Origin of the sequence: Ruoffia sp. FAM 20857 (assembly GCF_045528645.1) — a bacterium.
GTDB classification, from domain to species: Bacteria; Bacillota; Bacilli; order Lactobacillales; family Aerococcaceae; genus Ruoffia; species Ruoffia halotolerans.
Genome location: NZ_JBGQRB010000021.1, coordinates 26,608 through 41,229, shown reverse-complemented (window position 1 = coordinate 41,229; position 14,622 = coordinate 26,608). Strand labels below are relative to the sequence as shown.

Genomic DNA, 14,622 nt, shown 5'->3' with positions numbered 1-14,622 from the left:
AGCTTTGTTGACCTTTTTTAAACTGGTGGTCGTCCAGCGAAATTGTTTGGTTGTCTGTTCCGTAGAACAGATCCCCTTACACATTTGGTGTGTTTATCTTTGTTCAGTTTTCAATGAGCTTTCGTTGTCGTTTTGTTGAACAACAACTTTTATAGTCTATCACGTTCGCGTTGTGGTTGTCAACACTTTTTTAAAAGTATTTTCAACTTCGTTTCGAAGTGATGTCGTTTGTTTTAACAACTTTTATAGAATATCACGGTTGTGACTCGAAGTCAACAACTTCTTTGAAGTTTTTTTAAATAATTTACAAAACTATTTAACACTTCGTTGTGATGCTGTCGCTGTTTGACGATTTACATATCTTATCATGCAGGCTATATTGTGTCAACAATATTTTTCACTTTTTTATCAGTGTCGCCTCGTTTAATCGCTACCTAAAATGACAGCTTTTAAATATTAACATGTTTGCTATGTTAGCGTCAATCACTTTTTTCACTTTTATTATTTCTTTTTTTAAGTGACGTGATTTCAAATGACAACTTTTATACTCTATCATGCTTCGCATAATCTGTAAAGCGTTTTTTGAAACAAATATATGATTCGTTTCAAAGGTTGTAAGCGCTACACATGTTGTAGTAGCAACTTATGTTATATTATCATCGACGAATCATTTCGTCAATACTTTTTTCGCTTTTTTGTAAAGTTTATGTAAATTTTATGTAACCTTACATAGTTATCGCCAAACATTGTTACAACGTCTCGTGACGACAAATGATAATATACCACTAAGTAATAGGGGGAGTCAATATATTTTGTGATTTATTATGTTTTTTATTTTTTTACTTAAAATCGCTTCTTTTTAGGTTTCCTTCATTATATAGAAGGTGTAGTCACTATTAGACGATCCGTTTCCTACTATATAATGTCACTTTATACAAAAAGATTGAAGACAACTAAAAGTAGCCTTCAATCTTTTTAACTCTTATTTATTTGTTCTAAGCTTATAACCGTTCGTTTAACTCTTTAGCTAGATCTTCGAATCCTGGTTTACCTAATAAGGCAAACATATTACGTTTGTAGTCTTCTACTCCTGGTTGATCAAATGGGTTTACGCCATTTAAGTATCCTGAGATTCCTACTGCTTTTTCAAAGAAGTAGATTAAGTGTCCTAAAGATTTTTCATCCATAGCTGGAATTTTTATTAATAGGTTCGGTACATTACCGTCTGTGTGAGCTAATAATGTTCCTTCGTAAGCTTTAGTGTTAACAAAATCAATTGTTTTTCCTTCTAAATAACTTAAACCATCTAGATCTTCCTCAGCTTTTGGAATATCAATATCATGTCTTGGTGTTTCAACTTTTAAGACTGTTTCAAAGATATTTCTTTGTCCATCTTGGATTGTTTGTCCAATAGAGTGTAAATCTGTTGAGAAGTTTGCACTCGCTGGGTAAATCCCTTTTTGATCTTTCCCTTCAGATTCACCAAATAATTGTTTCCACCATTCAGAGAAGTATTGCATACCTGGTTCATAGTTAGCCAGAATTTCGATATCTTTCCCTTTTTTATAGAAGAAGTTACGGATTGCTGCGTATTGGTAAGCACTGTTCTCCATAACATCTGGATTACTGTATTCTTCCATTGCTTCGCGTGCACCTTCCATTAAAGCATCAATGTCTCCACCTGCGACAGCAATTGGTAATAGACCCACCGCAGTTAATACAGTAAAGCGTCCACCAATACCATCAGGAATAACAAATGTTTCATATCCTTCAGTATTTGCTTCTGATTTTAGAGCGCCTCTCTCTTTATCAGTTGTTGCATAAATACGTTTAACCGCTTCTTCGTGACCGTATTTCTTATCTAATAATTCTTTGAATACACGGAATGCAATAGAAGGTTCAGTTGTTGTACCTGATTTAGAAATAATATTAACCGAAAAGTCACGGTCCCCGACTAAATCAACTAGATCGTGTAAATAAGTAGAACTAATACTATTACCCGCAAAGATAACTTGAGGTGTTCCTTTTTGCCCTGCTTTAATATTGTAAAATGAATCGTTTAGGAATTCGATTGCTGCTTTCGCTCCTAAGTATGATCCTCCAATACCAATTACAATAAGAATATCTGAATCTGCTTTAATTTTTTCGGATGCTGCTTTGATGCGTGCATACTCATCTTTATCGTATGTTTCTGGCCAATCAACCCAGTCCAAGAAGTCATTTCCTGCACCCGTTTTATCATGAAGTTGATTATGTGCCAATTCAATATATGGTTTAATCTGAGTTAATTCATGTTCTTTAAAGAATGATAAAGCTTTTGTATAATCAAAATTTAAATTTGTCATTAATATCTCTCCTCATTTTTTTCTAGAATATTAGTTTGATCTTCTTCGATTTGTCTTAAACCATCTTCAATAATTTTAGGCATATTGCGTCCTAATGTCTTGAATCCAATCTTAGGTAAATATCTTTTAGGATACTTTTTTAATTTTGAGGGAAAAGGTGGTGTGTTTAGATGTTGCAACGCTCTAAAAGACAAGCTAATTTTTCGAGTATATTCATCAATATCAATAATTTTGACTTTAACTTTGTCGCCGATATTAATAAAATTATCTAACTCGGACACATAACCGTGTTTGCATTCTGATATATGCACTAATCCTTGTTCTGTATCCGATAATTTAACAAAGACACCGTAATTCTGAATACCGGTTACTTCTCCTTGGATTACATCCCCAATTCTAAATTCTTTTGTCAATGTATATCCACCCTTTACTTTATAGTAGGCTACTCATTAACAGTAACGCTCGTAATAACAATATCTTCTACGGGCTTGTCTTGGGCACCAGTTTCTTGAGCTTGAATATCTAGGACTACATCCATACCATTAACAACGTGACCAAATACTGTATGACGGTGGTCTAACCAAGGTGTTCCACCTTTTGCTTCATAAGCTTCAATAATTTCTTCAGGAAATCCAGCATCTTTTAATTGTCCTAGCATTTGCGCGGGTACAGTTGGAGCTGTTACGATGAAGAATTGACTTCCATTTGTGTTAGGTCCAGCATTAGCCATTGATAACGCGCCATATAAGTTAAATACTTCCGCTGAGAATTCATCTTCGAAAGCATCACCATAGATACTCTCTCCACCCATACCAGTTCCTGTTGGGTCTCCACCTTGAATCATGAAGTCTTTAATAATACGGTGGAAGATAATTCCGTCGTAATACCCTTTTTTAGATAATTCTTTGAAGTTTTCTACTGTCTTTGGAGCTAACTCCGAGAATAGGGCTAAATCAATATCACCCTTGTTCGTATGTAATGTAATATCAACATTTAGTTCTTCTGTGTTTAATTGTGGAAATTTTGTCAAAATAATTCACTCCTCCTTATATTTTCTATATACATTATATACTAATTCACTTTGTTATGTTTAACAAATGTTTTAATAGTTATATCAAATTTTTTTTGATATTATTGAAGGAGAGTTAAAAAAGTTTTTAATTCAAAAGATACTTAGGCATTTAGTTTAATTTAAATAAAAAAATAAGAAGGTTGGTTTAATTATGAATTTCCCTTTAATTGCGTCATTGAGTTCAATTTTATTTGCACAGCTGATTAAATATCCTATAGCTTATTTAACCAATCGAAAAAGTGCAAAATTAAATTTAATCACTTCTACAGGTGGTATGCCCAGTTCTCACTCGGCTGCAGTGAGTAGTTTAACGACGGCTTTGATTTTAGAATATGGTTTTAATTCACCATACGTAGCCATATCTACTGTATTTGCAGTCATTATCATGTTCGATTCGATGGGGGTCCGTCGTCAAAGTGGTGAACAAGGTATTGTCTTGGATATATTAGCCCGTAAACATTTAGCTGAGATCAATTATATATCTGATGATATAAGCTATGATGAAGTCGAGGATAACCCTCTGATTTTAAGTTATGATATTGATAATTATGAAAGAATGATAATTAACCGTTATCTAGGGCATAAACCGAGTGAAGTTATTGTTGGTACTCTAACTGGTGGTTTTGTTGCCATTTTTCTACGTTTAGTTTTATTATAATATTATAGAAAGTGTGATACTTTGAGTTTTGAAGAGTCCTTGTTTGATATAACAATTGTTGGCGGAGGGCCTGTCGGTTTATATACAGCCTTTTACGCAGGCTTACGAAATGCGAGAACAAAGATTATAGAAAGTCTAGAATCTTTAGGTGGACAACCTGCCCATCTTTATGCTGAGAAGAACATTTATGACATACCTGGATTCCCTGCTATTAGAGGCGATGAATTAGAACGAAATCTTATTCAACAAATTTCTCGCTTTGATATTTCGATTCAATTGGGAGAAGAAGTTTTAAATGTAAATAAAAAGATGACTGAGGATGGCATCGAATATTTTGAAATTATTACCAGTGAACAAATTCATTATTCACGTACCATTATTTTAGCAATCGGAAATGGTGCCTTTTCTCCTAGAAAATTAAAATTACCAGAAATTGAGAAATATGAAGAAAGTAATCTACATTACTATGTTAATAACATCGAACAATTCACTGGAAGAACAGTAGCAATCTGTGGTGGTGGTGATTCTGCGGTTGATTGGGCATTAGCCTTAGAACCGCTAGCGAATAAAGTGCATTTAATCCATCGTCGTGACAAATTTAGAGCAGTTGAAAGCAGTGTGAAACAATTAGAAAATTCCACAGTCGAGTTATTGACTCCTTTTATTCCGGAATCCGTCAACGGTGACGATAGTCGTATTCAATCGATTAATTTGAAGAAAGCTAAATCAGATGAGATAATTACTTTGGATGTGGATAACTTTATTGTCAGTTACGGTTTTACATCAAGTATTGGCGAAATTAGAAATTGGGGATTCAACCTCAATCGAAATACAATTGAAGTCAATGCTCAATACGAAACGAATATAACTGGCATCTATGCTGTTGGAGATATTGCCAACTATGAAGGCAAAGTAAGAATTATTGCGACAGGCTTTGGTGAAGCTCCCCAAGCAGTGAATGATGCCTTATTAAAAATAGATCCAACAAACGTTAACCCTCCAATTCACAGCTCAGATTTATTCTAAGGAGAGATACTATGACAAAAAATGAACAATTCATAAAACAAAGTCGTCTAGAAGATCAAGCTCACTACTTATTAAAAGAGCGTGGCGTTAAATTAGAGTCAATAGCAGAAATTGTCTATGATCTACAAAAAGACTACATTGATGATTTAACTTTAGACTATTGTTTAGAAAATATTATTGCGGTGATGAAGAAACGTGAAGTTCAAAATGCAGTTATCACAGGTATTGAAATTGATATCGCAGCGGAGAGACAACAGTTCTCACCTGTCTTAAATGATTTACTGATGCGAGATGAAGGATTATATGGCATTGACGAAATATTAGTCTTATCCATCGTTAATGTTTATGGCTCAATTGGTCTAACCAACTTTGGTTATGTTGATAAATTAAAACCTGGTATTATTGGTGAGTTAAACGATAGCAAAGATGAACATTGTAATACGTTCATTGATGATATCGTTGGCGCACTTGCTGCAGCAGCTGCAAGTCGAATCGCCCATTCTCAACCTCAAACAGATGAGGTGAATGTTAATAGTACACCTAAAGAGTCTTATGAAGATTCACATGAAAATTAAGAAAAAGTGATGAGCCCGCAGACTCATCACTTTTTTTATTTATTCCAATATACAACTTTTCGAATAGCTAAGATAATTAATTCATAAACTAATAAGGCAATGATGAATAACATCATGAAAAATTCCTGTGGGAGTACAGTTATAACCGGATCTTCCAAAGGATTAAACAACCATAAATCATTATTAAATAGCAATTGATGGAAAAGAATAAACACTTGATCGAATGCGACAACAATGAAAAATAATAAAATCAATGGAAAGGCTAATTTAAACGTAAAATGTGGTGCCATAACTAATTGCCAATTCCGTTTCTTAATGTATGAAATGGCCCAGATCGTTAATAAGAATAAAATTGTTAAGATGACAAAATTAATAAAGAATAATACCTTCACTTCTTCAAAGTGCTGTGCCCCACCTTCTGACATACTAAAGTAAGGCATATTTAAATCATGGACTGTTGGATTCACTAAGTAACTTAACATAGTATCATAATTTCCAAGCAATTGTGCTTGGGTTAAACCTGAGATATCTGTTAAATTAAACCAAGCAATACATAATCGGTATAAAAATGGTGATATAAAGATGACAGTTGTAATTGATAAGCACATTGCAAATAAAAGGATAATAAAACTGCTCACTATTCGTTTTAATATATCCATTATTCATGCTTCCATTCTGAAAGTGATTCGATGGTATAAGTTGGTTGCTTTTGAATCATTTCTAAGTCTTCTCTCACTGTGACACCTGTTAAAACTAACAGCGTATCCATATCCATATTCATTCCCGCCATAATATCTGTATCGTAGTTATCTCCAATCATTAAAACCTTGCTTTTCTCAATCCCAAGTTGCTTAAGTGCCCCTTCCATGATTGGTTTATTGGGCTTACCGATAATAATCGGTTCTTTTCTTGTCGCAAATTGTATAAAGGCAGTAATAGCACCCGAACTTGGATTCATTCCAGTTTCAGTTGGTATTAATCGGTCTGTATTCGTCACCACATATTCAGCTCCAGCAAGGATTGCTTGTACAGCGACAGTTAACTGGTCGTAAGTAACATCACGTTTTAAACCTTGGACAACAACATCAATCGGTTTACTCGGATCAACCGTAAAATTTCTATCAAGCAATTGCTCTTTTAAAGCTGCTTCTCCTAGTACATAAACATTCGCTCCTGGATGATGTACTTCAATATAATCTCCTAAAGCAATAATTGAAGTATAAACATGAGAAGAATCAATTGGAATATCATAATATGAATTTAAATTATGAACGATTTCCTCAACCGCCTTTGTTGCATTATTTGTCACTAATTTAAAAGGGAAACCATCATCAAGTAATTGACGGATAAATACCTCAGCTTCTGGAATTCGCTCTTTTCCACGATACGTCGTTCCATCGAGATCTACTAAATAACCTTCATACTTTGTCATTCCTTAGTTGTCACCTTCTTAATTACGAATTTTTTATCATTAGCCACTTTTTCACTGACTTTCTCAGTGACTTTTTTTGGTTTGTTTACTTCACCTTTAGTTTGATTCTTTTTAAAGGCTTTTTTACGACGAATATTTTTGGGTTTAAAGTTAGTATCTTCTGCTTTTTCTTTGTCTGTCGTAGTTGTCACATGAGGTGTTTTTGGTCTTTGGTTTTTCGGTTGCCTTGAAACATTCTTTTGTATAGTTTCGCGCTTCTCTAATTGATGGTACTTCTCTACGGCTTCCACCTTACCTAAGACAAAGTAAGCCGCCCCAAAATTACAATACTCTTTAATATAGTCATCTAAGAAATCAATTTGTTGATCGCGTGGCACTTTGCGTCTTCCTAACTGATAAAATCCTCTTAGACGTAACAGATCATGCCCCCAGTCTCCAACAATAAAATCAAACTTTTCAAAGAATGGTTGATACCGATTCGTAAAAGCTTCTTGTTCAAACCCTTCTCGGTAATTCTTTATCAAACGGTATTCTTGTTTGCTAATTTGAATTGTTTCTTCGTCGATAATATAGATTTGTTTATCTTCGACTTCTTCACCTTGAATAATGTCATCTAAAATAGATTCAAGTTGATTTGTCATGGTTTTTTTATTACTCAAATCACTTGCCTCCTTCTATTGGATATGTTTTTTCTAAATAATTTCGAACTACGTGTCTTAAAAAATCTGGGAAAATTAACTTTGGATTCCCATAATCATCAATCGTTGGGAAAAAAGGTAAGAACCAAATATGATCCACCGTCACAAACTGATAGTATTTGTCGTCAATGATCACTTCTCCATTTACTTCCCACTGATGTTTTAGCTCATTAAAAGCAATGCCCTTAAAAATTAGTTCTCCAAATATCTTACCACGAAAACCAAGTCCATTGATTAATTTGTATCTTAAATCATCTGCTTGTTGGTTCATTTCAGCTAGCATTTCTTTTAAATGCAACCCATTCATCTCCACTACAGCTAAATGCATCGGATGAGGTAGTGCTTCATGTAAGTGATATTCAGTAATGAGCCCTCTAGGCAAATCACTTAAAAATAAACCAGAGCTTAATATTGCATTTTCAACCCTAGTTGCTTCTATAATCGCATTGAGTGCCATTTGTATGAATGAATTGGATCCCGTTGTTTGAAGTGCTTGAAAAGTTTCAGGAATATGAGCAACCCTGCGTTCCTCAAGTAGCTTTGTTCCTTCATGTTTATAATAATCTGATTCTTTTGGCAGATTATATCTTTGACTCAATTGATGAATGGAAAGAACTTCTGCAGACATCTGCCAAGTATCCGTTGCTTGATCAAAATACAAATCGATTGAACCAACAAAATTACCGTATTTTCCTGCTGCGCAAAGAAAGCTTTGATTCTCCCATTCTCCTTCAATAAGAACATGATGAGTATGTGCTCCGATGATTAATTGTATTTCAGGAAATAGATTCGAAATATAGCGGTCTGTTTCTAAACCTAGATGCGACAACAAAATAATTAAGTCCGTGTCTTCTTTATCTATAAGTTGAAGAGTGTCTTGCAAGCTATCAATAGGATTTTCAATGGTATATCCATTTAAGTGATAAGTTTCATAAGGTGCAGTTAAGCCGATAAAGGCCACTTTCATATCGTCAATCTCTTTGTATACGATATTTTCAGCATAGGAAGGAACTTCTTGCGTATCTTTATCAAATAAATTCGCAATAGTTACTGAATAATCTGCTCGACTATATAAGTCGCTTAGACGTTCTTTAGAAAAGTTTAAACCTTCATTATTCCCAAGTGTCACGACATCATAATTCGCTTCATTGAACAAATCAACGATGACCTTCCCATATGTTGCTTCAACCAAAGGGTGTACAGAGTCCATAGCATCACCTACATCAATGGTAAGAAGCGCCTCACCTTTAACTGATGCAAGGGCCTGGTTCTCTTCTATAAACTTCGATATTAAAGGCCAATGATCTAAATGTCCGTGTATGTCATTGGTATGTAGTATTTTTAGACGCAATGTGTACACCTCTTTCATTATACATTTCTTATAGATTATAATACAAAAAAAGACCGAACTTCAATCCCTAGGGAATGGAAGTTCGGAAATATCCTAAACTAAGCTAAGACCGGTGTCAAAGTTCCTAAGAAAATAAAGGCCACAACAAGAACAAGAGCCAATATTAAAACATAAACTAACCATTTTTCCGGAAGTTTTGGAATAGGATACTTAACTACAAAACTTGCACCAAGAATAATATAAGCAACTGCTAGAACATATTGGAATATATTCATTGGTATTACATAACCTAACAGTGAAATAATTGGTATGATAATCGCACTTGCTTCTAAAGGAAGACCTTGTGTCTTTCCTTCTAACTGTTCACCTTGAAATTCAATCGCTTGGTTAAAATACGCAAGTCGAATGATAACAGATAAAATATACAATGCCGCGACGATGACCGATAATACCGATCCTAAAGATAAAGAAATTAATAATGACGCTGGTAGCAAAGCATAGACAACGGTTTTACTTAAGACATCAAATTCCAAATCAAATGAAATCTGAGCATCTTCTCGCTCAAACATCGCTGTGAAACGGTAACTAAAGATATAACCGACTGAAGCGATAATTAAGGATATAATTGTATATTGAGATTCTCCAATCATTGAAAACCCAACACCGACCGCTCCAAAGAACAAACTAAACAATGTGAGTGCATTGGATTGATTAATTTTACCTAAGAACATTTGACACACCCTTTCATACTATATGTAATCGTTATTATTATACCTATTTATTATCTCATTTACAATTGATAGATGGATTATTCGTCAATAATGCTTGTCTTCATCGCTTAGAATTGAAATGACAAGATAGTTACTATATAATTATTATATTGCATACATGAGGTGATTAATGTGAAAAAATGGAAAATTGTTGTCGACTCAGGGTCGTCAATTCGTGAAATAGAAACAACAAATCAAAACGTCGTTTTGGAAATCGTTCCATTGATGATAAATATTGGTAATGATGTTTTTGTAGATAGTGCAGACCTAGATATTGAGAACTTCTTATCAGAAATAAAAGATACAAAACAAAAAACATCAAGTGCATGTCCTTCCCCAGAAGTCTATGCACATCGATTTGAAGGTGCAGAGAATGTCATCTGCTTTACTATCTCTTCCCAACTTTCAGGTAGTTACAATAGTGCTTCTTTAGGAAAAGACATTGCTTTGGAGAAAAATCCTGACGCTAATATTCATATCTTTGACAGTCGATCAGCTGGTTCAGAGATGGACTTATTGGCTAAAAAAGCATTTGAATTAGCTGAAACGGAGGCTGATTTCGATACCGTCGTAAAAGAATTGAATGCTTACCATGATAATCTAGATATCGCCTTCTTATTAGAATCTGTAGATAACTTAGTTAATAATGGACGTGTATCTAAGATTTTAGGTCAAATGATTGGATTATTAGGTATTCGCTTAATTGGTAACCGAACTCCAGAAGGTACAATTCAATTGGCTCATAAATCAAAAGGTCAAAAGAGAGCGTTAAAAACTTTAATTAACGAATTAAAATCTAAAGGTTATAACGGTGGAGAAATTGAAGTATCTCACGTTCTTAACCCAGATATTGCCAATGCCTTTAAAGAAGAAATTCTAAAAGAATATCCGAACGCTAAGATTACGACACGTGTAACGAGTGCACTATGTAGCTATTATGCAGAGCATAATGGTATGATCGTTGGTTTCGAAACAAATTAATATTTTAAAAAACAGCAACAATTTTTAATTGTTGCTGTTTTTTATTTTAACTATATTGCTTCAGAAAATAACTGATTAAACTGAAGTATGGTTTTGTAATCTCATCATGTTCTTGGTAAATACAATGCCCAGCATTGTCTACCGCTATAAGTTCAACTTGAGGTACGTAGGTAGCGGCTGTAAAAATTCCATCCCCGCGTACTACTTTGTCTTCGACAGATCGAAATACTAATAATGGGGTTTCGATATACTTCAAGGCTGATTCATCCAGTATCTTATTCACTTCATCGAATGATGTCGCCAACCAATTATATGTTCCCCCAGAAGTTGGATGTGCAACTGATTCCAACTGCAAATTAAATGCATATTTCTCTCTTTGCTGACTATGTGTTAAATCTGGATTCGGAATATATTCAGATGCATTCGTTGATGCTTCTATGAATTCATTACTTCCTTGAGCGGGAATGGGCTTATGACCTAAGTTCAGTAAACCGGCACCACTTGCTACTGCATGAGCTAAAGATCTAGGATATGGATATGTATTGACACTAAACATTGGTGAAGATAAGATTGCTGCTTTAATTAGCTTTGGATATTTCTTAATTAATCCTGTACTTACTGCCCCACCCATTGAATGAGCGAATAAGAAAAAGTGCTCGTTCAATTCATAGGTCTCTTTAACACTTTCAATCACTTCTTTTAAATCTTCAATATAGTAATCAAAATGTTGAATATCAATTAAAGAATTTCGCGTTTCAACTCTTGAAGACCCATGACCTCTCGCATCATAAATAAGCACATTATAATTGAGTTGTAATAAATAATATACAACTTCAAAATACATCTCTTTATACTCATTAAAGCCATGAACAATAAAGACAGTTGGACGATTGCTATCTTTTAAATAAAATAAATATGATAAAGCAACATCACCCACCGGAATTTCACCAGAATGTTCAAATTGCTCAATATATGGTCGAGCGATAATGTTCATCTCTCGGTCATAATGCTCTTCTTCAATCCAAGCTAAGTTCGCTTGCAATGACATGTCTAATTCATTTAAATTGACCTCTGCTTGGTAACTTTGTTTGCGCGGATGTTTTAGTCGATAAGCAAAATCATAGGCAAGTAAGCCTAAGGTACCTTTAACTAGACCTTTTAATAATTTAGACGTTAAACTTTTCTTCAACTAAATTCCCCCTTCAGTATCCAAAACTAATGACACAACTAATCTCACATATGGTACTTCATCGACACTATAATCTGTCGGTGCTGCGTAGATCGAAATATATTGGCTTTGATAAATATCATAATTGGATAATGATACGGCATCAGCATATACATCAAATAAATAATCGGCTAAAATCTTTTCATTCTCCCAAGTTGTCAGATGAACATCCCCTGCGGAGATGTAGAGTTCATATAAATTCTCACCTAAGCGATACTCTGCATCCGAAACACTTGGAAATTGGGCTCTAAAACCAGCTCCATCAGCCGTTATAGAGCTTAAATAATGGTACTCCCCCATCTCTTCCACTCGCCTCCAGACACCTTCTTCAAGATGCTCGCCAAATTGAATTTGCTCCCAACCTTTCGTTCCTCGCATGTGATTCATTTGTCTTAAAAATGCATCATTCAATGCACGATTATCTAACGCCGCATTAAATTGATTGGCGGATTGTTTTGCTATCGCATAATTATCATCCGACAATATTTTTTCGTGGATTTGATAGGGAACTTGATTTCCTGGTTGGGCGTATCCTGAAATATATTCGGAAATAACTTCGTCATTTTCAACGTTGTTTGGTAATTTCATTACCTCTCTCATAATGAGATTAAAAGATTCGTTCACATTTAATGACTCATCATTTAAAGTCGCTTGTATAAAATTTTGGTTCTGATAATATCCAAATAACACAAATAGTATAATAAAACTTAATTTAAAGTAAAAACTCTTTGGAAATTTATTTGTCATGAATCTCTCCTATCATTCAACTAATACCTATAATATCAGAATTATAAGTAAAACAAAAAAGATTTAAACTAGATTAATGTCTAACTTAAATCTTTTAATACCAATTATAAAGGTTCTGTACTATTCTGTTGGTGTTGGATCAAATAAGGGTCAACGATATGGTAGCCCAACTCGCGGTAGCCATCAATCATTGTTGGTAAAGCATCCAACGTCCACGAACGGTCATGCATTAAGATGTTTGCTCCAGGTCGAATATATGTATTATCCAATGATACGGCTGCTAATTCAGGACCAGATAAATACTCATCCATCCAGTCATAACCAAATGACCATGTCATTAATTGTAAGCCTAACTCATTACAAATTAAGATAGTATCCATATTAAACAATCCGAAAGGAGGTCTAAACCAACGTACGGGTGCGCCAGTAATCTCTTCGACTACTTGATTCGTTGCGACAATCTCATTGTATTGTTCTTCATATGTCAATTCACGTAAATTCGGGTGAGTATGTGTATGGTTCCCAATTTCAAAGCCCATATCATGCACTTGTTTGGTAATCTCTCTGCCCCACTCCGACTCTAGATACATACCGTTAACTAGGAAAATAGCATTAACATCTTTTTCTTTCATAACTTGAGCCATCTCGAGCGCATAGCTATCTGGTTCTTGTGGCGCATCATCAAAAGTAAATAATAAGACATCTTCAGAAGAATTTTCATCTAACGGGATGATTTCTGAAGAAATATCTGGATCTGCATGCATGTAGTAGGCATATCCTTCTTCATTCGGTTGAGCGTAGTTTCCATAATCAGTCCAAGCTGCACGGACATTATCAGTTTTGACAATATTATTCTCCGTTGCCACCGCTTCTTCTGTAATCTGGATTTGTGGTATATCTTCGGGTATCTCTTCAGCCTGTACCCAAGAATGAATTGGCATATTACCAAGCAATACTGTACCTAAAAGTACCTTCAAAAAGATCTTCTGCATCGACTTACTTCCTCCTGTTAATTGTATAGTTATTTTATAAACGTAATATCAACGATATTTATGTCATATAATCCAATTTTACAATAACTTTAATAAGTTTAAAAGCAGATATTATAAACAATCCAGGTAATTTTAATAAATAGAGAAAGATAAACTCTCTGTTGGCAATACTTCAGATTGCTCCGGCTCTGCGACTAGTTTTTTACCAAACCATTTAACATCGTGCCATTGGCCGAATTTGTAGCCTGCCTGAGGGAATGTGCTGAGCAATTGAAAGCCATTCTTTTCATGGAAGCGAATGCTTCTTTCGTTCGTTGCTACAATGTTCGCAATTATTTGTGTCATACCTAAAGCAGTTAATGTTCTTTCTAAAGCTGTGAATAGTGATTGGCCGACACCTCGTACAGGTGTATCTTCAGCTACATAAATACTCAAAGCACACGTATTAACTAGATTCAACATAAATGAAATTTCACTCACATAAACAAAACCAACGATGACTCCTTCGTATTCTGCTACTAAAAAAGGCAAATGACTTTGAGCTTCGATAATCAATTGTTCATAATACGAAAGGGTCCCTACTGTTTCCTCCAAGTTAAAGACAGTATTTAATATATAGGGTGTATAAATTTGTTGTATTTGCTTCGCATTCTCAACCTGTGCGGGACGAATCATTAATTGTTGTGACTGAAATTTCATATAAACCTCCTTGTATACTTTTTTAAAACAAAATAATTATAGCTAATT

The 14,622-nt window shown here is 34.5% G+C and carries 16 protein-coding genes; 4 read left to right on the top strand and 12 right to left on the bottom strand.

Annotation, left to right across the window (positions count from 1 at the left end; translation table 11 throughout):
- Positions 1–1,001: 1,001 nt before the first annotated feature.
- From ACEN4N_RS06480 to ACEN4N_RS06470, 3 genes are read right to left on the bottom strand one after another with little or no spacing between them, the layout of a single operon-like run.
- Positions 1,002–2,345, bottom strand: a complete 1,344-nt coding sequence (locus ACEN4N_RS06480; protein WP_407090783.1) for a glucose-6-phosphate isomerase — start codon at positions 2,343–2,345, stop codon at positions 1,002–1,004.
- Complete coding sequence (locus ACEN4N_RS06475) at positions 2,345–2,758, bottom strand: CvfD/Ygs/GSP13 family RNA-binding post-transcriptional regulator (protein WP_407090784.1); 414 nt, start codon at positions 2,756–2,758, stop codon at positions 2,345–2,347. The genes ACEN4N_RS06480 and ACEN4N_RS06475 overlap by 1 nt, the downstream gene beginning before the upstream one ends.
- Positions 2,759–2,787: 29 nt before the next feature.
- Entirely contained in the window at positions 2,788–3,375 is a 588-nt protein-coding gene (locus ACEN4N_RS06470) for a peptidylprolyl isomerase (protein ID WP_407090785.1), read from the bottom strand.
- Positions 3,376–3,568: 193 nt separating this feature from the next.
- Here ACEN4N_RS06470 and ACEN4N_RS06465 point away from each other — a divergent pair, with 193 nt between their 5' ends.
- From ACEN4N_RS06465 to ACEN4N_RS06455, 3 genes are read left to right on the top strand one after another with little or no spacing between them, the layout of a single operon-like run.
- Positions 3,569–4,075: a divergent PAP2 family protein gene (locus ACEN4N_RS06465; protein WP_407090786.1), complete on the top strand. Its 507-nt coding sequence runs from the start codon at positions 3,569–3,571 to the stop codon at positions 4,073–4,075.
- A 21-nt stretch (positions 4,076–4,096) separates the two neighbouring features.
- Positions 4,097–5,101, top strand: coding sequence for an NAD(P)/FAD-dependent oxidoreductase (locus ACEN4N_RS06460; RefSeq protein ID WP_407090787.1), 1,005 nt, complete (start codon positions 4,097–4,099; stop codon positions 5,099–5,101).
- A gap of 11 nt (positions 5,102–5,112) precedes the next feature.
- Entirely contained in the window at positions 5,113–5,676 is a 564-nt protein-coding gene (locus ACEN4N_RS06455; RefSeq protein ID WP_407093902.1) for a phosphatidylglycerophosphatase A, read from the top strand.
- Positions 5,677–5,711: 35 nt separating this feature from the next.
- On the opposite strand, the gene ACEN4N_RS06450 is transcribed toward ACEN4N_RS06455, so the two are convergent.
- The 5 genes from ACEN4N_RS06450 to ACEN4N_RS06430 form a co-directional block, all read right to left on the bottom strand.
- Positions 5,712–6,335 carry a TIGR01906 family membrane protein gene (locus ACEN4N_RS06450; RefSeq protein WP_407093901.1) on the bottom strand — a complete coding sequence of 208 codons (624 nt, stop codon included), beginning with the start codon at positions 6,333–6,335 and terminating at the stop codon, positions 5,712–5,714.
- Positions 6,335–7,108, bottom strand: a complete 774-nt coding sequence (locus ACEN4N_RS06445) for a TIGR01457 family HAD-type hydrolase (RefSeq protein WP_407090790.1) — start codon at positions 7,106–7,108, stop codon at positions 6,335–6,337. The genes ACEN4N_RS06450 and ACEN4N_RS06445 overlap by 1 nt, the downstream gene beginning before the upstream one ends.
- Positions 7,105–7,767 carry a YutD family protein gene (locus ACEN4N_RS06440; protein WP_407093900.1) on the bottom strand — a complete coding sequence of 221 codons (663 nt, stop codon included), beginning with the start codon at positions 7,765–7,767 and terminating at the stop codon, positions 7,105–7,107. The genes ACEN4N_RS06445 and ACEN4N_RS06440 overlap by 4 nt, the downstream gene beginning before the upstream one ends.
- Before the next feature lies 1 nt (position 7,768).
- Positions 7,769–9,157 (bottom strand): bifunctional metallophosphatase/5'-nucleotidase, encoded by a 1,389-nt coding sequence (locus ACEN4N_RS06435; RefSeq protein ID WP_407090792.1) that lies wholly within the window; start codon positions 9,155–9,157, stop codon positions 7,769–7,771.
- 98 nt (positions 9,158–9,255) lie between these two features.
- Complete coding sequence (locus tag ACEN4N_RS06430; protein ID WP_407090793.1) at positions 9,256–9,888, bottom strand: hypothetical protein; 633 nt, start codon at positions 9,886–9,888, stop codon at positions 9,256–9,258.
- 171 nt (positions 9,889–10,059) lie between these two features.
- Here ACEN4N_RS06430 and ACEN4N_RS06425 point away from each other — a divergent pair, with 171 nt between their 5' ends.
- The gene (locus tag ACEN4N_RS06425; protein ID WP_407090794.1) at positions 10,060–10,908 is read left to right on the top strand and encodes a DegV family protein; all 849 of its coding nucleotides are present in this window, start codon (positions 10,060–10,062) and stop codon (positions 10,906–10,908) included.
- A 46-nt stretch (positions 10,909–10,954) separates the two neighbouring features.
- On the opposite strand, the gene ACEN4N_RS06420 is transcribed toward ACEN4N_RS06425, so the two are convergent.
- The 4 genes from ACEN4N_RS06420 to ACEN4N_RS06405 form a co-directional block, all read right to left on the bottom strand.
- The gene (locus tag ACEN4N_RS06420; RefSeq protein ID WP_407090795.1) at positions 10,955–12,097 is read right to left on the bottom strand and encodes an alpha/beta fold hydrolase; all 1,143 of its coding nucleotides are present in this window, start codon (positions 12,095–12,097) and stop codon (positions 10,955–10,957) included.
- Entirely contained in the window at positions 12,098–12,883 is a 786-nt protein-coding gene (locus tag ACEN4N_RS06415) for a hypothetical protein (RefSeq protein ID WP_407090796.1), read from the bottom strand.
- Between the two features lie 104 nt (positions 12,884–12,987).
- The gene (locus ACEN4N_RS06410; protein ID WP_407093899.1) at positions 12,988–13,875 is read right to left on the bottom strand and encodes a polysaccharide deacetylase family protein; all 888 of its coding nucleotides are present in this window, start codon (positions 13,873–13,875) and stop codon (positions 12,988–12,990) included.
- 132 nt (positions 13,876–14,007) lie between these two features.
- The gene (locus tag ACEN4N_RS06405) at positions 14,008–14,574 is read right to left on the bottom strand and encodes a GNAT family N-acetyltransferase (RefSeq protein ID WP_407089158.1); all 567 of its coding nucleotides are present in this window, start codon (positions 14,572–14,574) and stop codon (positions 14,008–14,010) included.
- Positions 14,575–14,622: the final 48 nt, after the last annotated feature.

What these genes read in the sequence shown, in the direction of transcription:
- ACEN4N_RS06445 (WP_407090790.1), bottom strand. Translation starts at nt 7,108, where the DNA reads ATGACAAAGTATGAAGGTTATTTAGTAGATCTCGATGGAACGACGTAT.
- ACEN4N_RS06480 (WP_407090783.1), bottom strand. Translation starts at nt 2,345, where the DNA reads ATGACAAATTTAAATTTTGATTATACAAAAGCTTTATCATTCTTTAAA.
- ACEN4N_RS06455 (WP_407093902.1), top strand. Translation starts at nt 5,113, where the DNA reads ATGACAAAAAATGAACAATTCATAAAACAAAGTCGTCTAGAAGATCAA.
- ACEN4N_RS06410 (WP_407093899.1), bottom strand. Translation starts at nt 13,875, where the DNA reads ATGCAGAAGATCTTTTTGAAGGTACTTTTAGGTACAGTATTGCTTGGT.
- ACEN4N_RS06430 (WP_407090793.1), bottom strand. Translation starts at nt 9,888, where the DNA reads ATGTTCTTAGGTAAAATTAATCAATCCAATGCACTCACATTGTTTAGT.
- ACEN4N_RS06450 (WP_407093901.1), bottom strand. Translation starts at nt 6,335, where the DNA reads ATGGATATATTAAAACGAATAGTGAGCAGTTTTATTATCCTTTTATTT.
- ACEN4N_RS06415 (WP_407090796.1), bottom strand. Translation starts at nt 12,883, where the DNA reads ATGACAAATAAATTTCCAAAGAGTTTTTACTTTAAATTAAGTTTTATT.
- ACEN4N_RS06405 (WP_407089158.1), bottom strand. Translation starts at nt 14,574, where the DNA reads ATGAAATTTCAGTCACAACAATTAATGATTCGTCCCGCACAGGTTGAG.
- ACEN4N_RS06465 (WP_407090786.1), top strand. Translation starts at nt 3,569, where the DNA reads ATGAATTTCCCTTTAATTGCGTCATTGAGTTCAATTTTATTTGCACAG.